Annotated in this window: 20 protein-coding genes; 7 read left to right on the top strand and 13 right to left on the bottom strand. The window is 57.5% G+C overall.

The genetic code is table 11. From position 1 onward, the window contains the following. Nucleotides 1–2 precede the first annotated feature (2 nt). From nrdR to tyrS, 4 genes are all read right to left on the bottom strand, one after another. Nucleotides 3–464, bottom strand: coding sequence for a transcriptional regulator NrdR (gene nrdR / locus V6936_RS15755; RefSeq protein WP_336580110.1), 462 nt, complete (start codon nucleotides 462–464; stop codon nucleotides 3–5). Nucleotides 465–500: 36 nt separating this feature from the next. Next, entirely contained in the window at nucleotides 501–1751 is a 1251-nt protein-coding gene (gene glyA / locus V6936_RS15760; protein WP_003801816.1) for a serine hydroxymethyltransferase, read from the bottom strand. A gap of 185 nt (nucleotides 1752–1936) precedes the next feature. Next, nucleotides 1937–2572 (bottom strand): YbhB/YbcL family Raf kinase inhibitor-like protein, encoded by a 636-nt coding sequence (locus tag V6936_RS15765; protein ID WP_003801818.1) that lies wholly within the window; start codon nucleotides 2570–2572, stop codon nucleotides 1937–1939. Between the two features lie 19 nt (nucleotides 2573–2591). Next, nucleotides 2592–3818, bottom strand: coding sequence for a tyrosine--tRNA ligase (gene tyrS, locus V6936_RS15770; protein WP_003801820.1), 1227 nt, complete (start codon nucleotides 3816–3818; stop codon nucleotides 2592–2594). Nucleotides 3819–4060: 242 nt separating this feature from the next. Between tyrS and V6936_RS15775 the strand changes: the two genes are divergently transcribed. Both V6936_RS15775 and V6936_RS15780 read left to right on the top strand, forming a co-directional pair. Next, entirely contained in the window at nucleotides 4061–5428 is a 1368-nt protein-coding gene (locus V6936_RS15775; protein WP_219235096.1) for a M23 family metallopeptidase, read from the top strand. A 5-nt stretch (nucleotides 5429–5433) separates the two neighbouring features. Continuing rightward, entirely contained in the window at nucleotides 5434–6531 is a 1098-nt protein-coding gene (locus tag V6936_RS15780) for an anhydro-N-acetylmuramic acid kinase (protein ID WP_336580111.1), read from the top strand. Between the two features lie 350 nt (nucleotides 6532–6881). Here V6936_RS15780 and erpA read toward each other — a convergent pair whose 3' ends face one another. The 7 genes from erpA to pmbA all read right to left on the bottom strand — a co-directional run bounded on the left by erpA (nucleotide 6882) and on the right by pmbA (nucleotide 13367). Next, entirely contained in the window at nucleotides 6882–7250 is a 369-nt protein-coding gene (gene erpA, locus V6936_RS15785; protein ID WP_003801826.1) for an iron-sulfur cluster insertion protein ErpA, read from the bottom strand. An 80-nt stretch (nucleotides 7251–7330) separates the two neighbouring features. Next, nucleotides 7331–8068 (bottom strand): DUF6776 family protein, encoded by a 738-nt coding sequence (locus tag V6936_RS15790; protein ID WP_003801828.1) that lies wholly within the window; start codon nucleotides 8066–8068, stop codon nucleotides 7331–7333. A gap of 35 nt (nucleotides 8069–8103) precedes the next feature. Further along, the gene (gene argC, locus V6936_RS15795; protein WP_336580112.1) at nucleotides 8104–9168 is read right to left on the bottom strand and encodes an N-acetyl-gamma-glutamyl-phosphate reductase; all 1065 of its coding nucleotides are present in this window, start codon (nucleotides 9166–9168) and stop codon (nucleotides 8104–8106) included. Nucleotides 9169–9327: 159 nt separating this feature from the next. Continuing rightward, complete coding sequence (gene rpsI, locus V6936_RS15800) at nucleotides 9328–9720, bottom strand: 30S ribosomal protein S9 (RefSeq protein WP_003801832.1); 393 nt, start codon at nucleotides 9718–9720, stop codon at nucleotides 9328–9330. A 9-nt stretch (nucleotides 9721–9729) separates the two neighbouring features. Next, nucleotides 9730–10158, bottom strand: coding sequence for a 50S ribosomal protein L13 (gene rplM, locus V6936_RS15805; RefSeq protein WP_003801836.1), 429 nt, complete (start codon nucleotides 10156–10158; stop codon nucleotides 9730–9732). A gap of 473 nt (nucleotides 10159–10631) precedes the next feature. Continuing rightward, nucleotides 10632–11735, bottom strand: a complete 1104-nt coding sequence (locus V6936_RS15810; protein ID WP_003801838.1) for a TRAP transporter substrate-binding protein — start codon at nucleotides 11733–11735, stop codon at nucleotides 10632–10634. A 264-nt stretch (nucleotides 11736–11999) separates the two neighbouring features. Beyond that, on the bottom strand, nucleotides 12000–13367 hold the full coding sequence (gene pmbA, locus V6936_RS15815) for a metalloprotease PmbA (RefSeq protein ID WP_003801840.1): 1368 nt from the start codon (nucleotides 13365–13367) through the stop codon (nucleotides 12000–12002). 67 nt (nucleotides 13368–13434) lie between these two features. On the opposite strand from pmbA, the gene yjgA reads away from it, so the two are divergent. Next, nucleotides 13435–13989, top strand: coding sequence for a ribosome biogenesis factor YjgA (yjgA, locus tag V6936_RS15820; RefSeq protein ID WP_003801841.1), 555 nt, complete (start codon nucleotides 13435–13437; stop codon nucleotides 13987–13989). Continuing rightward, the gene (locus V6936_RS15825) at nucleotides 13986–14654 is read left to right on the top strand and encodes an alpha/beta hydrolase (protein WP_003801843.1); all 669 of its coding nucleotides are present in this window, start codon (nucleotides 13986–13988) and stop codon (nucleotides 14652–14654) included. Before yjgA ends, V6936_RS15825 begins: the two co-directional genes overlap by 4 nt. Nucleotides 14655–14715: 61 nt before the next feature. On the opposite strand, the gene V6936_RS15830 is transcribed toward V6936_RS15825, so the two are convergent. Both V6936_RS15830 and V6936_RS15835 read right to left on the bottom strand, forming a co-directional pair. Beyond that, complete coding sequence (locus V6936_RS15830; RefSeq protein WP_336580113.1) at nucleotides 14716–16794, bottom strand: CocE/NonD family hydrolase; 2079 nt, start codon at nucleotides 16792–16794, stop codon at nucleotides 14716–14718. Between the two features lie 184 nt (nucleotides 16795–16978). Next, the gene (locus V6936_RS15835; protein ID WP_003801847.1) at nucleotides 16979–19450 is read right to left on the bottom strand and encodes a bifunctional acetate--CoA ligase family protein/GNAT family N-acetyltransferase; all 2472 of its coding nucleotides are present in this window, start codon (nucleotides 19448–19450) and stop codon (nucleotides 16979–16981) included. A 745-nt stretch (nucleotides 19451–20195) separates the two neighbouring features. Between V6936_RS15835 and mgtA the strand changes: the two genes are divergently transcribed. The 3 genes from mgtA to V6936_RS15850 all read left to right on the top strand — a co-directional run bounded on the left by mgtA (nucleotide 20196) and on the right by V6936_RS15850 (nucleotide 24746). Beyond that, entirely contained in the window at nucleotides 20196–22898 is a 2703-nt protein-coding gene (gene mgtA / locus V6936_RS15840; protein WP_336580114.1) for a magnesium-translocating P-type ATPase, read from the top strand. A gap of 130 nt (nucleotides 22899–23028) precedes the next feature. Next, on the top strand, nucleotides 23029–24108 hold the full coding sequence (locus V6936_RS15845) for a sensor histidine kinase (RefSeq protein ID WP_336580115.1): 1080 nt from the start codon (nucleotides 23029–23031) through the stop codon (nucleotides 24106–24108). Continuing rightward, entirely contained in the window at nucleotides 24105–24746 is a 642-nt protein-coding gene (locus tag V6936_RS15850; RefSeq protein ID WP_003801854.1) for a response regulator transcription factor, read from the top strand. Before V6936_RS15845 ends, V6936_RS15850 begins: the two co-directional genes overlap by 4 nt. Nucleotides 24747–24847 lie beyond the last annotated feature (101 nt).

Raw genomic sequence — 24847 nt, forward strand, 5'->3', positions numbered from 1 at the left:
CCTTAGCCGCGGTCGGGATCGTTCATTTCGTCGATCGCCTCTACAAACTCGCGGATGTCCTTAAAACTCTTGTAGACCGAGGCAAAACGCACATACGCCACCTGATCCAACTGCTTGAGTTCGGCCATGACCAGTTCACCGATAGTCTCCGAGGAGACTTCACGCTCGCCAGTCAGTTGAAGTTTTTCTTCGATGCGCTGCACGGCAGCATCGACTTGCGCCATGGGGATGGAGCGTTTGCGCAACGCAACGCCCATGCTCGCCCGAAAGCGGGCGGGGTCAAAATCCATACGGGTGCCATTGCGCTTGGCCACAACGGGCAAGCTCAGTTCAGCACGCTCGTAAGTTGTGAAGCGCCGTTCACAGGCCGAGCATTTACGACGTCGCCGTATGGCGTCGCCTTCTTCGGTGATTCGGGAATCGATCACCTGGGTATCGGCATGGTGGCAGAACGGACACTTCATTCAGAATCGCGGGCCTTGCGGCCCGCTCCGGCTGGATTACTTGGAGGAGTAGACGGGCAACTTGGCAGTCAGCTCGTGTACACGGCGACGAACATCTGCCAAAACGGCTTCGTCGTGAGGGTTGTCAAGTACATCAGCAATCAGATGTGCCGTCAATTCCGCCTCGGCTTCTTTAAAGCCGCGCGTAGTCATGGCAGGCGTACCCAGACGCACACCGCTGGTGACAAAGGGCTTCTCAGGGTCGTTCGGAATGGCGTTCTTGTTGACGGTGATGTGCGCCTTGCCCAGGGCCTCCTCAGCCACTTTACCGGTAATACCTTTGGGACGCAGGTCCACCAGCATGACGTGGCTTTCGGTACGGCCAGAGACGATGCGCAGACCGCGCTCGACCAGGGTGCGAGCCAGTACGTCGGCGTTTTTCACGACTTGAGCAGCGTAAGTCTTGAACTCGGGGGCCAGCGCTTCCTTGAACGCCACGGCTTTACCCGCAATGACGTGGATCAGGGGGCCGCCTTGAATGCCGGGGAAGATCGCCGAGTTGATGGCTTTCTCGTGCTCAGCCTTCATCATGATCACGCCGCCACGAGGGCCACGCAGCGACTTGTGCGTCGTCGAAGTCACGAAGTCAGCGTGAGGCACGGGGTTGGGGTACACCCCGCCTGCAACCAGACCGGCATAGTGAGCGATGTCCACCATGAGCAGGGCACCGTTCTCATGCGCAATGCGCGCCATGCGTTCAAAATCAATGCGCAGGGAATAAGCCGAAGCACCACCCACGATCAGTTTGGGCTTGTGCTCTTTGGCCAAGCGCTCCAGTTCCTCGTAGTCCAGCTCTTCGTTGGCGTCCAGACCGTAGGACACAAAGTTGTACAGCTTGCCCGAGGCATTCACCGGGGAACCGTGGGTCAGGTGACCGCCTTCGGCCAGGCTCATACCCAGCACAGTGTCACCGGGCTTGAGCACAGCCATGTACACGCCCTGGTTGGCTTGCGAGCCGGAGTTGGGCTGGACGTTGGCGGCCTCGGCGCCAAACAGTTCTTTCAAACGATCAATAGCCAATTGCTCGACCACGTCCACGAACTCACAACCGCCGTAGTAGCGTTTGCCAGGGTAACCTTCCGCGTATTTATTGGTCAGTTGTGTGCCCTGGGCTTGCATCACGGCAGGGCTGGTGTAGTTTTCCGAGGCGATCAGCTCGATGTGCTGCTCCTGGCGCACATCTTCGCTTTGAATCGCAGCCCAAAGATCGGGATCAACTTTGTCAAGAGTCGCAGAACGGTCAAACATGAGGGTTCCTAAGGATAAAGTAGGTAGCAAACTAAGAAAGCAACATTTTAGCGCGGAAGCGCATCAAACCACCGAGACAAACATCTCCGGTGGCAGAAACCCCATAAAATGCGGAAATAACGTTAGGCGGCAACGGGCGGACTCAAGAGAATATGAATAAAACTCAAATAGTCCGCCCCGGGGAATCAGGATTGCTGAATCAAACGGGGATTCAGGGTGTACAGACCTGTCAAGGTCGCACGAGCCAGAATGTGTCCTTCCATGGCACGCAGTACATCCTGGCCGTTAAAACGCCCCTCCAGAGGCAGCTCGGCAATGTCCAGCGCGTAGACCGTAAAGACATAACGGTGTGGCAAGGCGTCGTTCCACGGCGGACACGGGCCATCGTAGCCAAAGTAATCACCGTTCATGTCGCGATCGCTGGCAAACCAGTTGGTAAAGTCATTCACACCCTGGCGCGTATCATCCAGCGCCAAAGGGCCGGCTTTACCGCGTGGCGTAATACCCTTGGAGTACGAACCTTCGGCCAGACTTCGCAATTGGGGGGAGATGTTGATCAACACCCAATGAAAGAAATCCACCCGTGGCAGATCCGCCGGCACCTCGCGCCCATCCTGGTTCACATCGTCCGGTTTACTGGGGACATCGGGGTCGTGGCAAATAACCACAAAGGATTGGGTCTGCTCGGGAACATCGGACCATTCCAGATGCGGATTGGCATTACCAGCCAATGCAACTCTCGACTGTGCGTCGTATCGGCAAAAAGCCAGACGCTCGGGAATGATGCCCTGATCTTGAAAAGAATCACTACGCAGTTTCATTGCAGACCTCCACAATCAATCAGCCGGTCAAGGTGACCCGCGCAAACTTGCGCTTGCCTACTTGCAGCACATAGCTGCCCGGCTCCAGTTGCAAACCCTTATCGTCCACACGCTCACCATTGATGCGTACGCCGCCCTGCTCCACATTGCGCTGGGCCTCGCTGCTGGAGGCGACCAGACCTGCTTCACGCAACACGCGCAACAAGGCCAGCTCACCGGCCACCGTAACCTCGGGCATGTCCTCGGGCATTTCGCCCCGACGGAAACGGGCATCAAATGTTTCCAGTGCCTGGGCCGCAGCCTGGGCGCTGTGGAAACGCGTGACGATCTCCTGTGCCAGCTCCACTTTGACCTCGCGCGGGTTCCGGCCCTGGTCGATCTGCTTTTGCAGGCCGGCAATGTCTTCCAGACTACGGAACGACAAGAGCTCGAAATAACGCCACATCAAGGTATCGGAGATGGACATCAATTTGCCGAACATCGAGTCCGGCGTTTCACTAATACCAATGTAATTGCCTTTGGATTTGGACATTTTTTCCACGCCGTCCAAACCCACCAGCAAAGGCATGGTCAGAATGCATTGCTGCTCCTGCCCATATTCTTTTTGCAATTCACGTCCCACCAACAAATTGAATTTCTGGTCGGTACCGCCCAATTCCACATCGGCTTTCAATTGAACCGAATCGTAGCCTTGCAACAAGGGGTACAAAAACTCGTGTACCGAAATAGGCTGATTGGCCTTAAAGCGTTTGGTGAAGTCGTCCCGCTCCATCATGCGTGCCACGGTATAACGGGAAGCCAATTGAATCATGCCACGTGAGCCGAGCTTGTCGCACCATTCCGAGTTATAGCGAACTTCGGTGCGGGCAGGGTCCAGAACCAGCGCGGCCTGATCGTAATAAGTCTTGGCGTTGGCAATGACCTGCTCGGGCGTCAAAGGCGGGCGGGTGGTGTTGCGCCCACTGGGATCGCCAATGGTGGAGGTGAAATCGCCAATCAGGAAAATAACGGTATGCCCCAGATCCTGCAACTGGCGCATCTTGTTCAGCACCACGGTGTGCCCCAGGTGAATGTCAGGAGCCGTGGGGTCCAGACCCAGCTTGATCCGCAGCGGCTGTCCTGTTGCATGGCTGCGCGCCAGTTTGCGGGCAAACTCGGATTCGACGAGCAATTCGTCGCAGCCGCGTTTGACGATGGCTAAATCAGCCAGGACTTCTGGAGAAAGGGGCTCTGAGGGGGATGACATAACAAATCTGGTGACAAACTAATGAGTAAAAATGCTCGAAAAATTAAGCCTAATGCGCTAGGATAGCCTGCTATTGCGAGACGTGCTTAATTAATGAGCAAGGTTTCGTAAACCACCCTATTTTATCATTCCCGCGCAGGTCAGATCGCCAGGGCTGGAATGTTCTGTCCGCCCAGTACAACTGACCTCCGCCTGCAAACCGGGTGGACGGTAAACCGTACGTCCAACAAGGTTCTGGTTTTATGTTCAGCAAAGGGAAACGCTCCTCCTCCCACCTTAACATCCACCAGCCTCGGTTCGCCCGAGCCCTCATTATCCGCACTGGTTTGGTCACGCTGGCCCTGGGTTCCTTTGTCGCCGCCGGCGCCCTGGCCGTGGTGATGCCCAGCAGCCCCGAGCCCCAGATTTACCAAGCCCGCACTGCCTTGACCCTGCCGTCGGATCTGACGGTATTGCAAGCCCAGGATCAACAAGCCTACGTCACGGAAACCCGCATTCGCCGTGGCGATACCCTGTCCGCCCTGCTGCAGCGCATGCAGGTGAGCGAAGAGGGTTTACTGCAGTTTCTGACTCACGACAAGCAGGCGCGCTCAATCTACAAGCTCTATCCGGGTCGTACCGTGCAGGCAGCGCTGGATGCCAATGGTAATTTGCAATGGCTGCGCTACCGCCACACCCCGTATTCCGAGCAATCCGGTCAGGGCCAGGCCCGTTGGCTGGAAGTTCGGCCCGACGGGCAAGGCGGTTTTGTCGCTGAGGAGCAAAGCGACCAGACCCAGACCCGGGTACGTGTCGCCCAGGCCACCATCAACAGCTCGCTGTTTGGCGCCAGCGACCAAGCCGGCATCCCCGACAACATCACGCTGCAAATGGCCGATGTGATGGGCAGCAAGATTGACTTTCTGAAAGACCTGCGCAAAGGCGACAGCTTCCGTGTGGTCTACGAATCCTACGGCCATGAAGGGCAGGACGTAGGTTCGGGTCGCCTGCTGGCAGTGGAGTTCATCAATCAGGGCAAAGTTCATGAAGCGGCCTGGTTCCAGCCCGAAAACGGCAGCGGCGGCTACTACGATTTCAGCGGCCAAAGCCTTAAAGGCGCTTTCCTGCGCACCGCCCTGAAATTCACCCGCATCAGCTCCACATTTGGCGGTCGTCGCCATCCCGTACATGGCGGCTGGCGTGACCACAACGGTGTGGACTACGCGGCCCCATCGGGTACGCCCATTCATGCCACAGCCGATGGCACCGTTGAGTTCATTGGCCGTCAAAATGGCTATGGCAACACCATCATTCTCAAGCACCACGGCCAGTTCACCACGCTGTACGCTCATCAAAGCCGCTTTGCGGCCGGGCTGCGCAAAGGCGATCGTGTCGAACAGGGTCAACTGATCGGCTATGTGGGGTCGACGGGCTGGGCAACGGGCCCGCACCTGCACTACGAATTCCGTATTGCGCAAAAAGCCGTTGATCCTTTGTCGGTAGATCTGCCTGTCGCGCGTGTTCTGGATGCCCCCCAACGCAAGCAGTTCCAGCAAACCCTGGCCTCCTATCAGGACAGCTTCGCTTTGCTGCATACGGACGCTGAGCCCGTGCAATTGGCCAGCCGTTAAGCCCCATGTCAGCCCCCCTGTATATCGGACTCATGTCCGGGACCAGCATGGACGGTGTGGATGCCGTGCTGGCTTCCTTCGGCACACAGGGGGCACAGATACACCAAACCCGCAGCCTGCCCATGCCGGCCGCTTTGCGAGCCGAGCTGCTGGCTTTGCAACACCCGGGACACAATGAGCTAGCGCGTGCCAGCATTGCCGCTGTGCAACTGACCGAACTCTACGCCCAGGCGTGCCTGCCCTGGACCCAAGGCGCAGAAAAAGAGCTGATACGCGCGATTGGCGTACACGGCCAAACCATCCGCCATGCACCTGACCAGGGCTACACCCTGCAACTGAACGCCCCTGCCCTGCTGGCCGAGCGCTGCGGCATAGATGTGATTGCAGACTTTCGCAGCCGGGATATTGCCGCGGGCGGCCAAGGGGCACCCTTGGTGCCTATCGTCCATGAGGCGCTTTTCCGTCACGAGCACGGCCGCGTCATTCTGAATCTGGGCGGGATTGCCAATATTTCCCTGCTACTGCCGGGGCGTGAGGTGTTTGGCTTTGATACCGGCCCGGCGAACATGCTCCTGGATGCCTGGGTGAACAAACATCAAGGCCAGCCTTATGACAAGGACGGTCAATGGGCCAATAGCGCGACGTCTGATCCTGCCCTGCTTGCCAGCCTGTTAAGCGAACCCTGGCTTGCGCTGCCCGCCCCTAAATCCACGGGCCGTGATCTGTTCAATTTGGTTTGGCTGCAAAAGCATCTGGATCTGGTTGATCCCAATAGTGGGCTTTCAGCGGCCATCGTGCAATCCACCCTGATGGATCTGACGGTGCATACCATTGCGCAAGCTATCCAGCCTTACGCCGCTCAGGTGCAGGAATTGATTGTATGTGGCGGCGGCGCGGCCAATCCGGCCTTGCTGAAACGCCTGGGCGATCAACTCATCATGCCCATCCGCTCAAGCGCCGAACTGGGCATGGACCCGCAGTCCATTGAAGCCCTGGCCTTTGCCTGGCTGGCTTATGCACATGTTGAACGTATTCCTGCGGGGCTGCCTGCCGTAACCGGAGCACGTCGCGCAACCGTACTCGGCGCTTGCTATCCGGCCTGACAAACGCTGGCACCCCGCCCCTGACACAAGAGGCAATCCGATAACGCTAGTGCCCTGGAGCATCTGATCAGGCACAGCCCCGCAAGATGAAACCCTGACAAACAAATGACAGGCACTCATCCATCCCAACTTCAAGCATCCCAAGCCTCAAGCCCGTTCTCCCGCCCGCGCTCCCCTCATTCACGGAGCTATCCACCTCGCCTGCCCCTGCTACAGAGCCCGGAAATGCGCAGATTCATCAAACACGATATGCTCACGCGCACAACTAAAACACCCCAGACCCTGCATTCAGAGTCTGGGGTGTTTGTGTACAAATCCTGCTAAAGCCGGTCAGCGCTGACGCCACCTTCTTACATCGTGAAGGAAGAGCCGCAGCCGCAGGTCGTTGTCGCATTAGGATTACGGATAACGAACTGAGCACCGTCCAGATCGTCTTTGTAATCAATCTCTGCGCCCACCAGGTACTGGAAGCTCATGGCGTCAACCAGCAGTTGTACGCCGTCTTTATCAATAATGGTGTCGTCGTCGTTAACCAGTTCGTCAAAAGTGAAGCCGTACTGGAAGCCGGAACAGCCACCACCTTGCACGAAGACGCGCAGCTTCAGTTCGGGGCTGCCTTCTTCAATCAGGAGCTCACGGACCTTCTCAACCGCTGAATCGGTAAAGATCAGTGGGGAAGGAGGGGCTTGCAGATCAACGGATTCGGTAAGAGTGCTCATGTGGTTCTCCTGCCGGCCCCCGCCGGCATGAATAATTATCATGTGATCGCCTTGCACATGACCACCCGCGGGTAAGGTGATTAGTCTGGCTGGGCGATTTTTTCCTGGCGAGAAGCGCGGATAACGCTTCCTTCCAGAACATTCAGCGTCAAGGCGGTGGGTTCAAAGCCTGGCGGCAACGCCAGCCAACCCATAGCGCGCTGAAACTGGTTAAAGTTTAAGATCAAAGGATCAGTCTGTTCTACAGACGACTCTGCCAGCCCCGAATCTGGCCCGGAACTGGGTGTTAAATCGATTTTAACGTTTTTTCCGTCTTGCCGCCCGGTCAGCTGAAACTGCAGGCGACCAGAAAATGGCTTCCCTTCCGGGGCGTTACGTTGCAACAGGACTTTATACTCCAGCAGATCTCCCCTCTTACTGACCTCCAGGGCACGAACCGTAATGGAACCACTGGGGCCAGGGGGCAGCAACTGTTCGTAAAAAGCCAGCTGTTCGCGTGTTTGCGCCAGTTCGGTCTGAGTGGACAGCAAGGATTTTTCCAGCCCCTTGCGTGTGCTCTCCTCCAACACCAACTGCCCGCGCAGCACCTCAAATTCGCTTTGAATCTGCTGCAGGGATTGCTGACTACGTGCCAGATTCTGCATCGCCAACTGAATTTGTTCAGACTGGTCTGCAGGCTGGGTCAGGCTGCGGTATAGCCATAGGCCACCGCCACCCAATAACATACCCGCCAATACCGCCAGTGCAATGACAGACGCTCCACCCCGCGCACGGGAAGGAGCGGCAGTCTGAGTCGTGGTTTGTGGTGATTCAGTCATGGATATTTGACCTGTTCACCAAGACCAAGTTCCCCTTAAGGCAGAATGGCAACGTGATTCAGGCCAGTTTGTTCTGGCAGGCCGAACAGGATATTCATATTCTGCACGGCTTGACCGGAAGCACCCTTCACCAGATTATCCTGCACCACCAGAATAATCAGCTGATCGCCGTTACCGGGCCGCTGCACGGAAATACGCAGCTGGTTGGAAGCGCGCACCGAACGGGTTTCAGGCAGGGTACCAGCCGGCAACACATCCACAAACGCTTCCTGCGCGTAGCGCTGCTCATACAGGGCCTGGAAGTCCGTGTCCATCGCCTCAGGCTTGATGCGGGCATAGATCGTGGAAAACATGCCGCGAATCATGGGCACCAGGTGGGGCACGAAGGTCAGACCAACCGGGCCGCCGGCCAAACGCTGCAACTGCTCCACAATCTCCGGATGGTGACGGTGACCCGACACGCCATAGGCCTTGAAGTTGTCGCTGGCTTCCGCAAACAGATTGGGAACCGAAGCCCCTTTGCCAGCACCGGACACACCGGATTTGCAATCGGCAATCAGGTGCTGAGTATCAACCAGCGCCTTGCCACCTTCCAGCAAGGGAGCCAAGCCCAGCAGAACCGTAGTGGGATAGCAGCCGGGGTTACCGATCACCTTGGCGTGAGAGATCTTGTCGCGCCGCAGCTCGGGCAAACCATACACCGATTGGCTCAAAATATCCGGGCAACTGTGTTCCATCTTGTACCACTTCTGGAACACGTCCGTATCTTGCAGACGAAAGTCCGCTGCCAGGTCGATCACACGCACGCCTGCAGCCAGCAAACGCTCGACCTGGCTCATGGCAACACCGTGGGGAGTGGCAAAGAACACCACGTCGCACTGTTCCAGATTGGCATTTTCAGGAGTAGAGAATTTCAGATCCACATGGCCACGCAAGTTCGGATACATATCCGAAACCGGCACGCCATCCTCTTTGCGCGAGGTGATGGCGACCAGTTCCACCTGAGGGTGCTGACTTAACAGACGCAGCAACTCGACCCCGGTGTAACCTGTACCGCCGACAATCCCTACCTTGATCCGGGTATCGCTATGTGTAGCCATGAACTTTCCTGAAAGAGAAACAAGCAAAAATTCTATCTTAACGTAGTCCTGCCTGTTCTCAAGCAGCAGACCCGGTAAAGCAGGACAAATGTAGCCCGCAAACAAAAACCCCGGACAGGTCCGGGGTTTTTGAGCACCATAAACAGGTCGCGAGGCGAATTAACGCTTGCTGAACTGTTTGCGGCGACGTGCTTTGTGCAGACCGACTTTCTTACGCTCAACTTCACGAGCATCACGAGTCACCAGGCCAGCTTGTTTCAGAGCCGTCTTCAGTGTTTCGTCGTAGTCGATCAGAGCGCGGGTGATGCCGTGACGGGCAGCACCGGCCTGGCCGCTTTCGCCACCGCCATGCACGTTGATCTTGATGTCGAAGGATTCAACATGGTTGGTCAGCACCAGAGGCTGACGCACAATCATGCGACCCGTTTCGCGAGCAAAGTATTCGTCAACAGGCTTGCCGTTGACCACGATTTGGCCCGAACCTTTCTTGATGAAGACACGAGCGACGGAGGTCTTGCGACGGCCCGTACCGTAATTCCAGTTACCGATCATGACCTATCCTTAGATGTCCAGAGTTTTAGGCTGTTGAGCACTATGAGGATGCTCGGCACCAGCGTAAACCTTCAGTTTCTTGGCCATGGCGTAGCCCAGAGGGCCCTTTGGCAACATACCCTTGACGGCCTTTTCGATGGCACGGCCTGGGAAGCGCTCTTGCATGGTTTGGAAGTTGGTTTCGTAAATACCGCCTGGGTAGTTCGAGTGACGATAGTACTTCTTATCCTGTGCCTTGTTACCGGTTACGGCAATGTCAGCAGCGTTGATGATAATGATGTAATCGCCGGTATCAACGTGAGGGGTATATTCGGGTTTGTGCTTACCACGCAAGCGGCGTGCGACTTCGCTGGCCACACGACCAAGGACTTTGCCTTTAGCGTCAATCACAAACCAGTCACGTTTGACTTCAAGCGGCTTGGCCACGAAGGTCTTCATGATGGTTCCTAAATATTAAAATTTCGGGTCAAGGCAACATGCCTAACCCCTACAGTCCACCCGCTTTTTCAAGCAAGGCAGCTCTATTTGACCCTGCCAAGACGTTATATTCCGCCCGTGCATTTCTGCCAAATAGCTCGCCATAATAACATAAATAGTGGAAAACACGAGGGTTTTGTACGAAAGCACCGATTTTTTGCCACACCCAGGCCGCGCTTCATAAAAAGAAAGCACGGGTTTCATCTCTGCGCACGCTCCAGCAAGGCTGCGAGTATTTTTCCACCTCAACGCAACACTCTCTTGCGGCGCCTTCCAAAAAGCCTCCCTACCTTTAGATCCACTGATCAGACCCACCCCGTACCCCAGAGCACCAGCCAATAAAAAAACCCCTGCTTCCAACCGGGAAACAGGGGTGAACAAGCTGGACCTGCCAAGCCCGAACAGAGTGCTCTGCCCGGACTCAGATACTGGGATCAGCCTTTTTTCTGGTTTGCCAGAGCAATGCCCAGGTAGTTGTCGTAGGAGCCTTCGGCCACGCGGAACCAAGGCACAAGCGCATCGCGGAAACCCATGTAATCGTCGTGAATCTTCTTGAACATGGGGTCCTTGTCGCAGAATTCCTTGTACACGATATTGGCTGTTTTGAAGGACTCATCCATCACATCACGCGGGAAGGCTTTCAAAATGGCGCCGCTGGCGATCAGACGACGCAAGGCGCCTGGGCTTTGCGCGTCGTACTGGCACAGCATGCGCTCGCCGGCAGCACGCGACGCAATTTCAATCAGCGACTGGTATTGCTTGGGCAGTGCCTGGAAAGCGGCGTCGTTAACGTACAGCGACACTTGCGCCGAACCTTCCCACCAACCGGGGTAGTAGTAGTATTTGGCCACTTTCTGAAAGCCCAGCTTTTCGTCATCCACGGGACCGACGAATTCCACGGCATCCAGCGTGCCTTTTTCCAGCGATGGGTAGATATCGCCCGGCGGCACTTGCTGAGGCACCACACCCATACGGGCCAGCACTTCACCGGCAAAACCGGCCGTACGCATCTTCAGACCTTTCAGGTCTTCCAGAGAATTGATTTCCTTACGGTACCAGCCGCCCATCTGGGTGCCGGTATTCCCGAAGGAAAAGTTGATGATGTTACGGGTCGCGAATAACTCACGCAGCAGTTTCGTCCCGTTGCCTTCCTGCATCCAGGCATTCATCTGACGCGCGTTCAGCCCAAATGGCACTGCCGTATCAAAGCTGAACGATGGATCTTTGCCGTAGTAGTAATACGAAGCTGTCTGACCACACTCAACGGTGCCGTTGCTGACCGCATCCATCACACCAAAACCGGGAACGATTTCACCGGCCGGGTACAAACGGATATTGAAGTTGCCATCCGAGGCCTCTTCCACCATCTTGCAAAACGCCTGAGCGGTCGAAAACAGCGCCGGGGTGGCGGGGCCGTATGTCGATGTCAGCTTCCAATTAACCTTGGGATTGCTCTGGGCAATAGCAGGGGCAGCAATAGCGGCAGTACTGGCGACCGCACCAAGACCTGCCTTTTTCAGAAACGAGCGACGCTGCATGAATAAGCTCCTTGTGGGGATTCAATAACCGGGAAATATTTTTATGCTAGGGATAGTACACTGGCGCGACCCGAATGGGGGGCTGCGAAAGCCCGGATTATCCCGCAAATCGGGGCTTTGATCGTCGGCTCCTTGATCTGGCACATTGGGCAGGCACTTTCATCGAAAACGCCCCCCCAACCCTCATAGGGAAACCGCGCCCTCGCCGGTCTGGCGGCTTGCGGCACCGTTAAGGACAGACCATGCACTGGCACAGCAAGCAGATCAGGCGCCGGCTACCGACATCTGTTCGATCAAAATCGAGCCCGTGCGCTTGGAGCCGGCGGCAAAGGTGTCCGCCCCCACAGCCACGATCTGGGCAAACATCTCAGCCAGATTACCGGCAATGGTCACTTCCTCCACCGCATGCTGAATACGGCCATTTTCCACCCAGTAACCAAATGCGCCCCGCGAATAATCACCTGTCAGGTAATTGACTCCCTGACCGATCAGCTCGGTCACCAGCAGGCCGCGGTCCATCTTCTTGAGCATGGCATCCAGATCATCCTCAGGGCGGGTGAGCCGCGAGCTAAGCAGCAGGTTGTGTGAACCACCGGCATTACCCGTGGACGGCATACCCAGCTTGCGACCCGCGTACGACGACAAAAAGTAGCCTTTCAGCTCGCCAGCACGCACCACGTCGCGGTCCGCCGTGAGCACGCCTTCCGAATCAAACGGCGCACTACCCATGGCAGCTGCCAGATGCGGGCGCTCCAGCACATCAATGTGCTTGGCCATGACGGTCTTGCCCAGCGAATCGAGCAGAAAACTGGTTTTGCGATACAGGGCCGACCCGCTGGTGGCCTGCACCAGAGAGCCGATCAGGCCCACAGCCAGCGGAGCCTCGAACAGAACTGGGTAGCGACCCGTAGGAATACGGCGCGCCGACAGACGCGACAAGGTACGCTCGGCCGCGTAACGCCCGACCGATTCGGGACTGGCCAGACGGGATGGATCGCGCGAGCTGCTGTACCAGTAATCGCGGTGCATATTGTCACCCTTGCCAGCAATAGGGCTGACACTGAGCGAATGACGGCTGTAGGGGTAGCCGCCCAGAAAGCCGCGGCTGTTGCCCATCACAAAATGTCCTTCCAGCGTATCGACCGAGGCGCCTTCCGAATTGCTGATCAGAGGGCTCAGTTCCAGCGCGGCCTGCTCGGCGCGGATAGCCAGTCGGGCAGCCTGATCAGCATCCAGCAGCCAGGGATGGTGCAAATGCAGATCGGGATACTGCTGCGCCAGCATGTCTGCTTCAGGTAAACCGGCAAAGGGATCTTCAGCGGTATAGCGGGCAATATGCCAGGCCGCCTCCACCGTCTCACGCAGCGCCTTGACGGAAAAATCGGAGGTGGAGGCCGAGCCGCTGCGCTGGCCCGCAAACACGGTCACACCCAAGGAGCGGTCTTGCGTCTGCTCTACCGTCTCCAGTTCCAGCTGACGCACGGAGACCGCCAGGCCCTTGTTTTCGGAGATATCGACGGCAGCATCACTGGCGCCCAGTTTTTTGGCATGCCGCAGCGCCTCGTCCACCAATTCACAAAACTGGAACTGATTGGCACTGATCGACAATTGAGAAATAGTTGGATGACTCATTGCTACTCTTTGAGGGTTAGGCGGTTATCATAGCCAATTGGCGACAATCTTTGCTATTTCACTTCTTATGGCCCGTCCACGCACTGAAATCGATGAAAACGGTTACGACCGTCCCAGCAAATCGCAGGTAAAACGCGAGATGCACGCTCTGCTCGATCTGGGCAAACGCCTGATTGAGCTCTCGGACGACAGACTCAAACAGTTAGATCTGGGCGAGCCCTTACTGGCCGCCATCAAGGATGCCAAACGCATCAGCCCAACGGCGCGGGAAGGACGGCGCCGCCAGATCCACTATGTGGGCAAGCTCATGCGCAATGTGGACCCTGAGCCGATCCTGAAACAACTGGATGTCTGGGAAAATGGCTCCAAAGAAGAAACCCGTGCCATGCACAGGCTGGAGGCTTTGCGCGACCTGTTGTTGCGTGATGACGACGCTTTGACCGAATTCATGAATGAGTTTTCCGGGGCCGACATCCAGCAATTGCGCACCCTGATTCGTGCCGCACGCAAAGAAGCGGAGAAAAATTCCACACTGGCACAAGGCCAGGACCCGCAGCGCAAACACTACCGTGCCCTGTACCAGTACATCAAGACCTTGGTAGATCTTTCGGAGTCCGCATGAACCCTCTGCTTGAGTCGATTGAGATTGAAACCGGTGCCAACCCCCAGCATGCCATTATCTGGCTGCACGGTTTAGGCGCCGACGGCCATGATTTTGCCCCTATCGTGCCCGAGCTGGGCCTGCAAGACGCTCCGGCCATTCGTTTCATTTTCCCGCATGCCCCCATCCAGCCTGTCACCATCAACGGTGGCATGGCCATGCGTTCCTGGTACGACATTTATGTGGCGGATCTGGTGCGCCGCGAGGACGAAAGTGGTCTGCGTCAGTCACAGATCGAAGTGCAGAACCTGATCGCCCGTGAAAACGCCCGTGGTATCCCCACCGAAAATATTGTGCTGGCCGGCTTTTCCCAAGGCTGCGCCATGACCTTGCAAACAGGCCTGCGCTTGCCCGAGCGTCTGGCGGGCATGCTCTGTCTGTCGGGCTACCTGCCTTTGGCCCATGCCGTCGAAGCCGAGCGTCATCCCGCCAACCAGAATACCCCCATTTTCATGGCGCACGGCAGCATGGACCCGGTCGTCCCCCTCAGCCGTGCTGAAGCCAGCCGCCAGCAGCTCGAGGCAATGGGCTATCAGGTGCAATGGAATGTCTACCCCATGCCCCACGCAGTCTGTCCGGAAGAAATCAGCGCCATCGGCGGATTCCTCAGACAAGTCCTGCGCTAACTGGACCATGGAACAAAAACACCGCTGCAATTGCAGCGGTGTTTTTTTCAGCCTTTGCTGATTACTGATACATCCGGGCAATTCGCTCCTGCCAGGTTTTCTCACGAACCAACATGCCGTCCTCTTTCAGTTCCCGCGTGAAAGTGAGATAAAAATAAGACTCATCGGACTCGATCCTGGCACGCGCCAACAAATCAATCTCCCGTCCCTCGATGGTAAAGAGGTTGCGCCGCTCGCCCTGATAACGCGCCTGGGCAGGGCGGGCGTCATTGACCTCCCAGCGGTAGCGCTCCTGGGAACGGTACAGATTGTCATGCAGGACCCAACTGAGTTCATTGCTGGCGGTAAAACTCGAATCCCCCGTCTCCTCATCACGGGTACTGCTAAAGACAGGGCCATCCGAATCAATCACACGTCCGAACGGAGCCGCTTCGCTGGCCTGGGGCGGTGACATCCGGCAGGCCTGGGACCCTTGGTCACGCAGGGGCACAACCGGCAAATCCACCCAGGTATCCACACCCGTAAACAGACTGGTCGCCCCCGGCGTCGGACTAGGCCAGATCATGGGGAACTGTGCATTACTCACTGCAAGGCGGATACGGTGACCAGGTTTGAAGCGCCACGTTGTAAAGTGAATGGCGGTATTCAAGATAGTGGGTTCTCCCGGCACCAGGGCTTGAGGCTCCAAGCGCGAAAACCGCTGCGAAGGATTAATGACCGCTCCGCTGACCAGTGAAACGCGCCCGTCCGGGGCCACATCCTCCAGGCGCACGCTCCATTGGTAGAAGGGTGCATCGGCTACCACTTTCAGGCGCACCTGGGGCATGCCCATAATTTCCATAGCCTCTGTCAAAGGCGCGGAATCATAGACCAGACTGTGCATATCATCGGCCGCCATATCCCCGGTCTGCTCGCCCCACCAGCCGCCGCCAGCCAGCCCTGCCCCCGCCTTGTAACGCAAGGTCTGGGCCAGGCCGGATGCGGCGGGCACAGGCGACAGCCCTTGCCCTGCTTGAGGATACCGACGTTCAGTAATGGCCCCTTGCACCGGCCACTGCGCATCGCAACGCCAATAACCAGGGACGGTTTTCAGATCGGTAGCGGGCGCATGACCGGTACGCATGAAAGCCATGCGAGCGGGTTCCTGCAAGATCCCGGTGTCAATGCCCTTGAGCCAGTAATCCCACCAGCGCAATGCCTTCTGGCGCCATTCATAGTTGGGGCCCGGTACGCCGTATTCCGGCCAGGCATGGTTCCAGGGCCCCATTTCCACAATGACGGGCGCCGTGGAGGTACGGCTGACATCCAGTGCAAAATCGCGATAGCCATCGAGCAGCCCCCCAATCAAATAGGCCGGGACCTCCAAAGGTTGTTGCTTGAAGGCCAGAGACTGCGCGCGCCAGAACTCGCCATCCTGTTGTTGACGTAACCAGGTAAAAATCCAGGGTTCACGATCAAAGCGGTTCTTGAAGTAGGCCTCGTCAATCCGGTAATCCGGACTTTGCGGCATGGCATTATCGGTATCGATCTGGTGCGCATACGAGTCGATATGCAAGGCGCCGTCAATATAGTGGACATCGTTGTAGAACAGATCGGTCGAACCATGGGCCGCAATAATCGCCTTGAGCGCCGGCGGTTTTCTGTGGGCCGTCATTAAAGAGTTGAATGCGCTCCAGGACAGGCCGTACATGCCCACCTTGCCATTGGACCAGGGCTTGCGGGAGAGCTGATCAATCAGCTCCTGGGCATCGGCAATCTCGGCGGCGGAATATTCGCTGACAGGAACCGGCCCGGTGCTGCCTCCCGTGCCACGCACATCGACCCGGGCCAGCACATAACCGCGTTTCGCAAAGTAGGAGCCGTAATCGTAGTCGCCCAAGGCGAAGAAATCGTCCTTGCGATACGGCAGCATCTCCAGGATGACCGGAAAGCTCTCATCCGGAGAGCGGGCCAGTGGCCGGTAATAAGTCACTGCCAAACGTACGCCATCTCGCATTTCCAGGAAGTCGTTCTCCATGGAAAACTCGTAATGGTTGTTCTCTGGTGTCATCCCTGTTTGCCCCGAGCAGCCCAGCAGGCCAAGCACCAAGAGCAAACCAAGCATCCATCGCTGCCAGGCAGCCAGCATCAATCGCATCATTATGTCCCCGGTATGGGATGCCATCGTTGGCGGGCATCCTCCATGCAGATGACAGCAGCCCGCACCATGCGTACTGGCTGCCAGCACCAGCGCATCATAGACCCGTCACCGTTGAGTGAATCGGGACATCAAGGGGACAATTAAACGGGTATTTCCCGTTAAACGAGGAGCGGCATGCCTGTGCCTAGTCCGAACGACGCGTCTCACCCAGATCCAGCCAGACCCGACGCATGCTGGGATCTTCCGGGTCTGCGTCGTTCTGGAAGCCCAACCGCTTCATCAGGGCCTGCATGGGCGTATTGGAGGCCAGCACATAACCATCAATGTACGTCAGGCCCTGTTCGGCGGCGGCCTGAATCAACGCCTCCATCAGGGTCACACCCAGGCCGCGACGCTGCCAGGCGTCCCCAATGACCAGCGCATACTCCGCCCCCCGTCCATCACCGTTACGCAAATAGTGGGCAAAGCCAATGATTTCGTCACGGGGATGGTTACGATTGTCCGGATTGGGGGAACGCACGGTTGCAATCAGCGCCAGCTCCCGGTCGTAGTCGATACGGGTGTAGCGCGACAGCATCCGTGGGGTCAGCTCACGCAGCATGGACACGAAACGCATGTAGCGGCTTTCATCCGACAAGCCCCGCATGAACGTCTGCAGGGCCTCGGCATCTTCCGGACGGATAGGCCGCAAGGTCCAGCGCTGTCCATCCTTGAACTGGCGCCGCTCGATCATGTGACGCGGATAAGGATGAATCGCCATGTGGCGGTAGCCCGCCGTCTCGGGCAGCACCAGCATGGACTGCCTGCTCAGCGAGATTGAGATGCTCTTGATATACAGGCTGTTCTCGCCCGCCATGATGGGATCGAGCACAACCCGGCGCACGCCGGGCAGCTCGCTCATCAAGTCCGACAAGCGTTCCAGGACCTGCAAAAGCTGCGTCAGGACCAAAGGCGTCAGTTGCGAGGACAGGCTCTTGCGCCAAAGGGGGCTACGTTCGACCAGCTGGCGCGCCAGATACCGGTTCAGCGGAGGCAATTCGACCGCGGGATAAGACGATGAAAGCCAATCGGCATGATCGGCTGCGCCAAAAACGGCATAAGGGCCGAGCTTGTCATCGGTCTCAAAGCGAATCCCCATCAACGGCACATCCGGGTCGGGCTCGCCTTGATCGTGGGTCACCCGCAGATCAATCACGGGAACATGGAAATAACGCAGCAGATCACGGCACTCCTGCTCGCTGGCTTCACGGCGCTCACTTTGAATCTGCCGTACCAGCTCACGGGCAGGCTCCACCTCTGGCAAAGTGCCCAGCGGCAAAGGCGGCAGGGTTTGCTGTGACAAATGCTGGTTGTAGTGATAACGAGCCAGCAGGTCAAAGGCGTTGGCAGCCGTATCCGGGGTACGGAAAGCAGGCGTGCCCACGCCATCGAGCAAATGACGCAAGGGGCGCATATCCGCGTCCCCAATCAGGCAAGTGATGATGGGTTTGCGCGCACTGGCCGACAACATGGCCAGCTCGCGGGATACGGCCGGCATGTCGGCCAGCGGATCGGGCGTGAGCAAGACCAGGACGCCGTCGATATCCTTGTCATCGAGCAAGGTGGAAATAACCGAATCAATGCGCATGGGCGTCAATGGCACATAGGTCACCACCGGGTTCTGAACCTGATCTCCAGGAGCCAGGAGGTTATCCAGGGCTCGCTGGGTCGAGGGTGCCAGTTCCGGGCACGTCACTGCAGCATCCGCCCCTAACACATCCAGGGCCATCTGCGCAGCCCCATTGCCGTTAGAGAACAGGGCAATGCGCCGCCCTTTGGGGCGACGGGTGTAAACCAGCACTTTCAGGGCCGAGAACAGCTGCACAAAATAACGTATGCGTACCGCCCCCACACGCCGCATCAAGGCATTGAACACGGCCTCGTGCGCCTCACCCTGCTGACGCTGGGCGCCAACTTTCAAGACCACCACTGGCTTGACCGCCGCCACCGCATGTAAAGCGCTGGTAAAACGACGCGAGGCCGGTGTGTGCTCCAGATACAAGGCGATGCTGTCCGTGCGTGGGTCCATGGCCAGATACTCCAGCACTTCAGGCACGTCGATCACGGCCTCGTCCCCGACGGACACAATGGCAGAAAAGCCCAGGCTGACATCTTCAGCCCAGTCCATCAAGGCCGAGGTAATCGAGCGTGACTGGGACACCAGAGCCACCCGGCCCGCCAGCGCCATTTGTGGCTCATGACTCAAATTGATGCCCAGATGCGGCCGCTGTATTCCAAACGCGCGCGGCCCCAGCACCAGGCAATTATTGATGCGCGCCCAGGATCGGGCATACACCATGTCTTCCATGGGATCGCGGGAGGCCAGATTCGAGGGCAAGAGCAGCACCACTCGGGGCTTGTGGACGCGAATCGCATCCAGCGCCTGCGGCAAGCGCACCGGCTCGATACAGACCAGCGCCAGATCCAGGCGCTGTGTACCTGTCAGCCCTTCAAGCCGGTCGGGCACGATAACCTGGGTCGCCGTAATACGGGCCTGGGTAATGCGGCCCGCCAGCCGCCCCGGCACATCCTTGATAAGCGGCAAGGGTAATGTGGATACGACCAATACCGAACGGGGCTCAAACAATGCTGTCAGACGATGCCTTAAGGCTGCCATGATTGTTCCGCCATAAGAAGACCACACACCAAAATAAACAATTCCCTCATCTTAAGCACAGCTGTCTACAAATAAAAGAGACCGGACTGGCGATATCTGTTTTGTGTCATACATCCGTTTTTTTTCCTCTACGAGCTATTTATATACTTTCGTATAGGATTCATACGCCAATGCCTGGGCAAAAACCTCGCAAAGCCAGTCGCAAAGCGGCTTGCAGCACGTAAAATAACAGTCGTTCGGAAAGCGGGACCTTTCGTTCTCTCTGACAGGAAAAAACACATTATGTCCAACGACGGCAGTCGAAGAACGATGCTGCCCAAGCCCACCAGACAGACATAACCCGCGGGTTTGACTGCTGAAGCGGCTTGCGCAGCACGATCAGGAGTCAACCATGCATCGCCTTACTCATACTGGACCGATCCGGGCCCTGACCCCGTCGGGCTCGCATCTTGCCACACCTTGCCCTCGCGAGCGCGCGGTTCCCAACCGCCGCCCCGCTCTTGCCTGGCGCATCAACACGGCTAGCCGCAAACCAGAAATCCACTGGCTTGCAAACAGTGACAAACCCCCATCAGCGCAAATAAGGCGCTGCATCTTGCGCCGCCACTAAACGTTGGCCTGACGCCGACTCAATTCGCCAGTTCTTACCTGTAGTCTGCCGACCCTCAAACCGGTCGGCAGGATCTGCTGCGTCCATCCCCCGGAATGGACGGCACAGTCACGCCTGTACCCCAGGAGCATTACCATGAGCATTCAACAACACCGTTCGCCACTGCGCTCAGTGGACCACGACGCCAAACTGCGCACGGCTACCGAAACCGGGCTGAGCCTGGAGACGACTCTGGCCGCTGTACAGGCCAACCTGAACGGCCTGACCGATGCCGAGGCCTTGAGCCGCCTGACCGAATATGGCCCTAACGAGGTCGCACGGGACAAACCCGCCCACGCCCTGATTCAGCTGGCCCTGGCCTTCAAGAACCCCTTTATCGCGGTGCTGATGGTGCTGGCTGCGGTCAGCGCCGTCACTGACATCATCCTGCCCATGCGTTCGGGCGAAGCAGCGGACTACACCGGCGTGCTGATTATTGTGGTCATGGTCACCTTGAGCGGCCTGCTGCGTTTCTGGCAGGAATATCGTTCCGGCAAGGCCGCCCAGGCCCTGAAAGCCATGGTGCGTACCACCGCCAGCGTGCTGCGACGCTCCACCGTCTCCAGCGCGACCGTATTGCGCGAAATCCCCATGAGTCAGATCGTGCCCGGCGATATCGTCCGCCTGTCGGCGGGCGACATGGTCCCGGCCGATCTTCGACTGATCGAGTCTCGCGATCTGTTCGTCAGTCAGGCCGCGCTGACCGGTGAAGCCCTGCCGGTCGAAAAGTACGATGTCTTTAGCGCCGTCAGCAGCAAAAGCGCCACGGCACCCCGTGCCCAGACCGGCGTGCTGGAACAGAACAACCTGTGCTTTATGGGCACCAACGTGGTCAGCGGTACGGCCACGGCAGTCGTGGTGGCCACCGGCGCGAAAACCTACTTTGGCTCGCTGGCCAAAGCTATTGTCGGTTCGCGCGCCGAGACTGCTTTTGACCGGGGCGTGAACAGCGTTAGCTGGCTGCTGATTCGCTTCATGCTGGTCATGGTGCCTGTCGTGCTGCTGATCAACGGTTTTTCCAAAGGCGACTGGACTGAAGCCTTCCTGTTCGCACTGGCCGTTGCCGTCGGCCTGACCCCTGAAATGCTGCCCATGATTGTGTCCTCCAACCTGGCTAAAGGCGCGGTTGCCATGGCCAAGAACAAGGTGGTGGTCAAACGCCTGAACGCGATCCAGAACTTTGGCGCCATGGACGTACTATGCACCGACAAGACCGGCACCCTGACGCAAGATCGGATTATTCTGGAGCACCATCTGGGTCTGGATGATCGTAACTGCCCACGCATTCTGGAATTGGCCTTGCTCAATAGCCTGCACCAAAGTGGCGTCAAGAACCTGATGGACCAGGCCGTGCTGCGTTTTGCACAAAAGACCCCATCTGCCCTGCAAGCAATCGGTTCCTATCGCAAGATCGATGAACTGCCTTTTGATTTTGTGCGACGCCGCCTGTCGGTCGTGGTGCAAAACCCGCAAGGCGAACAGCTCATGGTTTGCAAAGGCGCCGTGGAGGAAATGCTCAGCGTCGCCACCCATCTGCAAGACGGTGACCAGCGCCGCCTACTGGACACCGAGCAGCGGGCCCGTCTGCTGAAAATGGCTTACCGCTACAACTCGGACGGCTTTCGTGTCTTGCTGATTGCCACTCGACGCATTCCTGTCGAACAGGCCAAGAGCCGTTACGAAGCCCAGGATGAGTGCCAGATGACGGTGCAAGGCTTGCTGACCTTTCTGGACCCACCAAAGGAAAGTGCTGCCCAGGCGATTGCCGCCCTGACCGAGCACGGTGTGGCCGTGAAAGTCCTGACCGGCGACAACGAAATCATTACCGCGAAAATCTGCCGTGAAGTGGGCCTGGAGCCCGGCCAGCCTTTGCTTGGACCTGATATCGAACGCATGCAAGAGCCCGATCTGCGTTGCGCTGTCGAGCGCCACTCGGTATTTGCAAAACTGACGCCGCTGCAAAAGTCGCGTGTTCTCAAAGCGCTGCAGGCCAATGGTCATACCGTCGGTTTTCTGGGCGATGGCATCAACGACGCTCCCGCCCTGCGTGATGCCGATGTGGGCATTTCGGTAGATAGCGGCACGGATATTGCCAAAGAGTCGGCGGACATCATCTTGCTGGAAAAGAGCCTGCTGGTTCTGGAAGAAGGCGTAATCAAAGGCCGCGAGACTTTTGGCAACATCATCAAATACCTGAACATGACGGCCAGCTCCAACTTTGGCAATGTGTTCTCCGTGTTGGTGGCCAGCGCCTTCATCCCTTTCCTGCCCATGCTGGCCATCCACTTGCTGATTCAGAATCTGCTCTACGATATCTCCCAACTGGCTTTGCCCTGGGACCGCATGGACAAGGATTTTCTGCGCAAGCCCCGCAAATGGGATGCCAAAAACATTGGCCGCTTCATGATCTGGATCGGGCCGACCTCGTCCATCTTCGACATCACCACCTTTGTCTTGATGTGGTACGTATTTGGGGCAAATACGCCCGCAGTGCAATCGCTGTTTCAGTCCGGCTGGTTTATTGAAGGCTTGCTCTCGCAGACACTGGTTGTTCACATGCTACGTACGCAAAAAATCCCCTTCATCCAAAGCACAGCGGCCCTGCCTGTGATGCTGATGACCTTCCTGATCGCCGCTGTTGGCATCTACCTGCCCTTCTCCGGCGTGGGTGCCATGGTGGGCCTGCAGCCTTTGCCTTGGGAGTATTTCCCATGGCTGGTCGGCACCTTGCTGGCTTACTGCCTGGTCGCACAAGGTATGAAAATGCTGTACATCCGCCGCTTTGGTCAGTGGTTCTAAGACTGACAGGCCGGGGCTCCTCGCCATCCTGGCGGGAGCCCGGGCCCTGACCTGTAATCAGACACAAGCCCGGGTATATGATGGCGGCACGACGGACACGATCCTGCTGCCTGACCTGGACACGAACGATATGACACCACCCTTTAGCGCCTTGTCGAGCAACACCTACCGCGCCTTGGCCCTGGTGGGCCTGTGCATTTTAATGGTGCTGGTCTTTATCGCCGACACCGTGACCAACTATGCAATTGCTGCCGCTGTCTTTCATACGCCGCTGCTGCTGATTGCGATTCGTTTTCTGTCTGCGCGGCTGGTCATTGCGCTGACCGGCATCAGCATGGCGCTGACCGTAGTCAGTGTCCTGCTGACTCGTTCGGGCGATTACGAAGTGGGCCTGATCAATACCGGAATCAGCCTTGTTGCCATTGCAGTCACTGCGTACCTGGGCCTCAAGCTCAAATCCGTGCAGGCAGCCGCCCATGAAACGCGTGAACATTTGCTGCGCCTGTCTCGCTTGACCACCCTGGGGCAACTGAGCACCTCGATTGCCCATGAGGTCAGCCAGCCCCTGGCCGCCATCAACAGCAGCGCCGGTGCCTGCCAACGCTGGCTGGAGGCCTCGCCACCCAATATAGAGAAAGCCCAAGCTGCCGCACAGCGAATCGTCTACGACGCACAGCGCGCCAAAGATGTGCTGGATCGGGTGCGCAGCATTACCCGCAACGAGGCGCCCGCCAGCAGTGCTTTTGATTTGAACCTGGCCTTGACCGAACTGCTCAGCCTGTCGAGTGGCGAGATGCAACGCCATCATATTGACCTGCGTCTGGCCTTGCAGACTGACTTGCCCCCCGTCTATGCGGATCGCGTACAGATTCAGCAAGTAATGGCCAATCTGCTGCTCAATGCCATTGAAGCGCTCAGCCCTCCTTCGAGTTCCCACGCCGCGTGCATCAGCATAGAAACCAGCTTCCTGCCCGGTGACAAACCTCAGACTGGCAAGGTGCTCTTTTCCATTAAAGACAATGGACCGGGTTTATCCGGCACCCAATTGTCTGAGCTGTTTAATACGTTCTGGACCACCAAACCCACTGGGCTGGGGCTGGGCCTGACCATCAGCCGCACGATTATCGATGCCAATAACGGCCATATCTGGGCCACCCATCAAACCGACGGCGGCGCAGCCTTTCACTTCACCTTACCTTTGGCGCCATGACAGACAACCTGGACTCTTCTTTGACCACGCCCACGGTCTATATCATTGATGATGACCCTTCAATTCGCGCCGCTCTGGACGATCTGCTGGCCAGTGTGGGAGTAAAGGCACTGAGCTTTGCCTCTACCCGCGATTTTCTGGCTCATCCGCTGTCCGATGCGCCCGCCTGTCTGGTGCTGGATGTGCGCATGCCCGAACAAAGCGGCACGGACTTTCATGCACAGATGGCATCACGCGGTTTGCATATGCCGGTCATATTCATGACCGGTCATGGTGATATTCATATGGCGGTCAAAGCGATCAAACAGGGGGCCTGGGACTTCCTGACCAAGCCTTTTATGGATCAGGCTCTGATTGATGCCGTGCAGTCCGCCCTGGCAGCCGATGCCCAGCGCAAGGAACAAGCCAGGTCCCGGCTGACTTTGCAGCAGCGCTGGGACAGCCTGAACCCCGGCGAGCGTGATGTGTTTGTGCGTGTGGTACAGGGCTTGCTGAACAAACAAATTGCCGCCGAACTGAATGTGAAGGAAGTCACGGTCAAAGTGCGACGCGCCCGTGTCATGCAGAAAATGCAGGCTGGCTCTCTGGCAGAGCTGGTGCGGCAATTCGATCAGCTCAATGCGGAGACAGGGCCGTAAGCCCGTTCTGGCCGGCAGTTCTTTTTTAGTTCACGCACTGGGTTAAAATATACAGATTCGGTCCCGCATGGGGGCTTTACAAGGTCAAGGCCACACACAAG

It is taken from the genome of Alcaligenes sp. CHO6 (genome assembly GCF_037120595.1).
In the GTDB taxonomy this organism is placed as follows: domain Bacteria; phylum Pseudomonadota; class Gammaproteobacteria; order Burkholderiales; family Burkholderiaceae_B; genus Alcaligenes; species Alcaligenes ammonioxydans.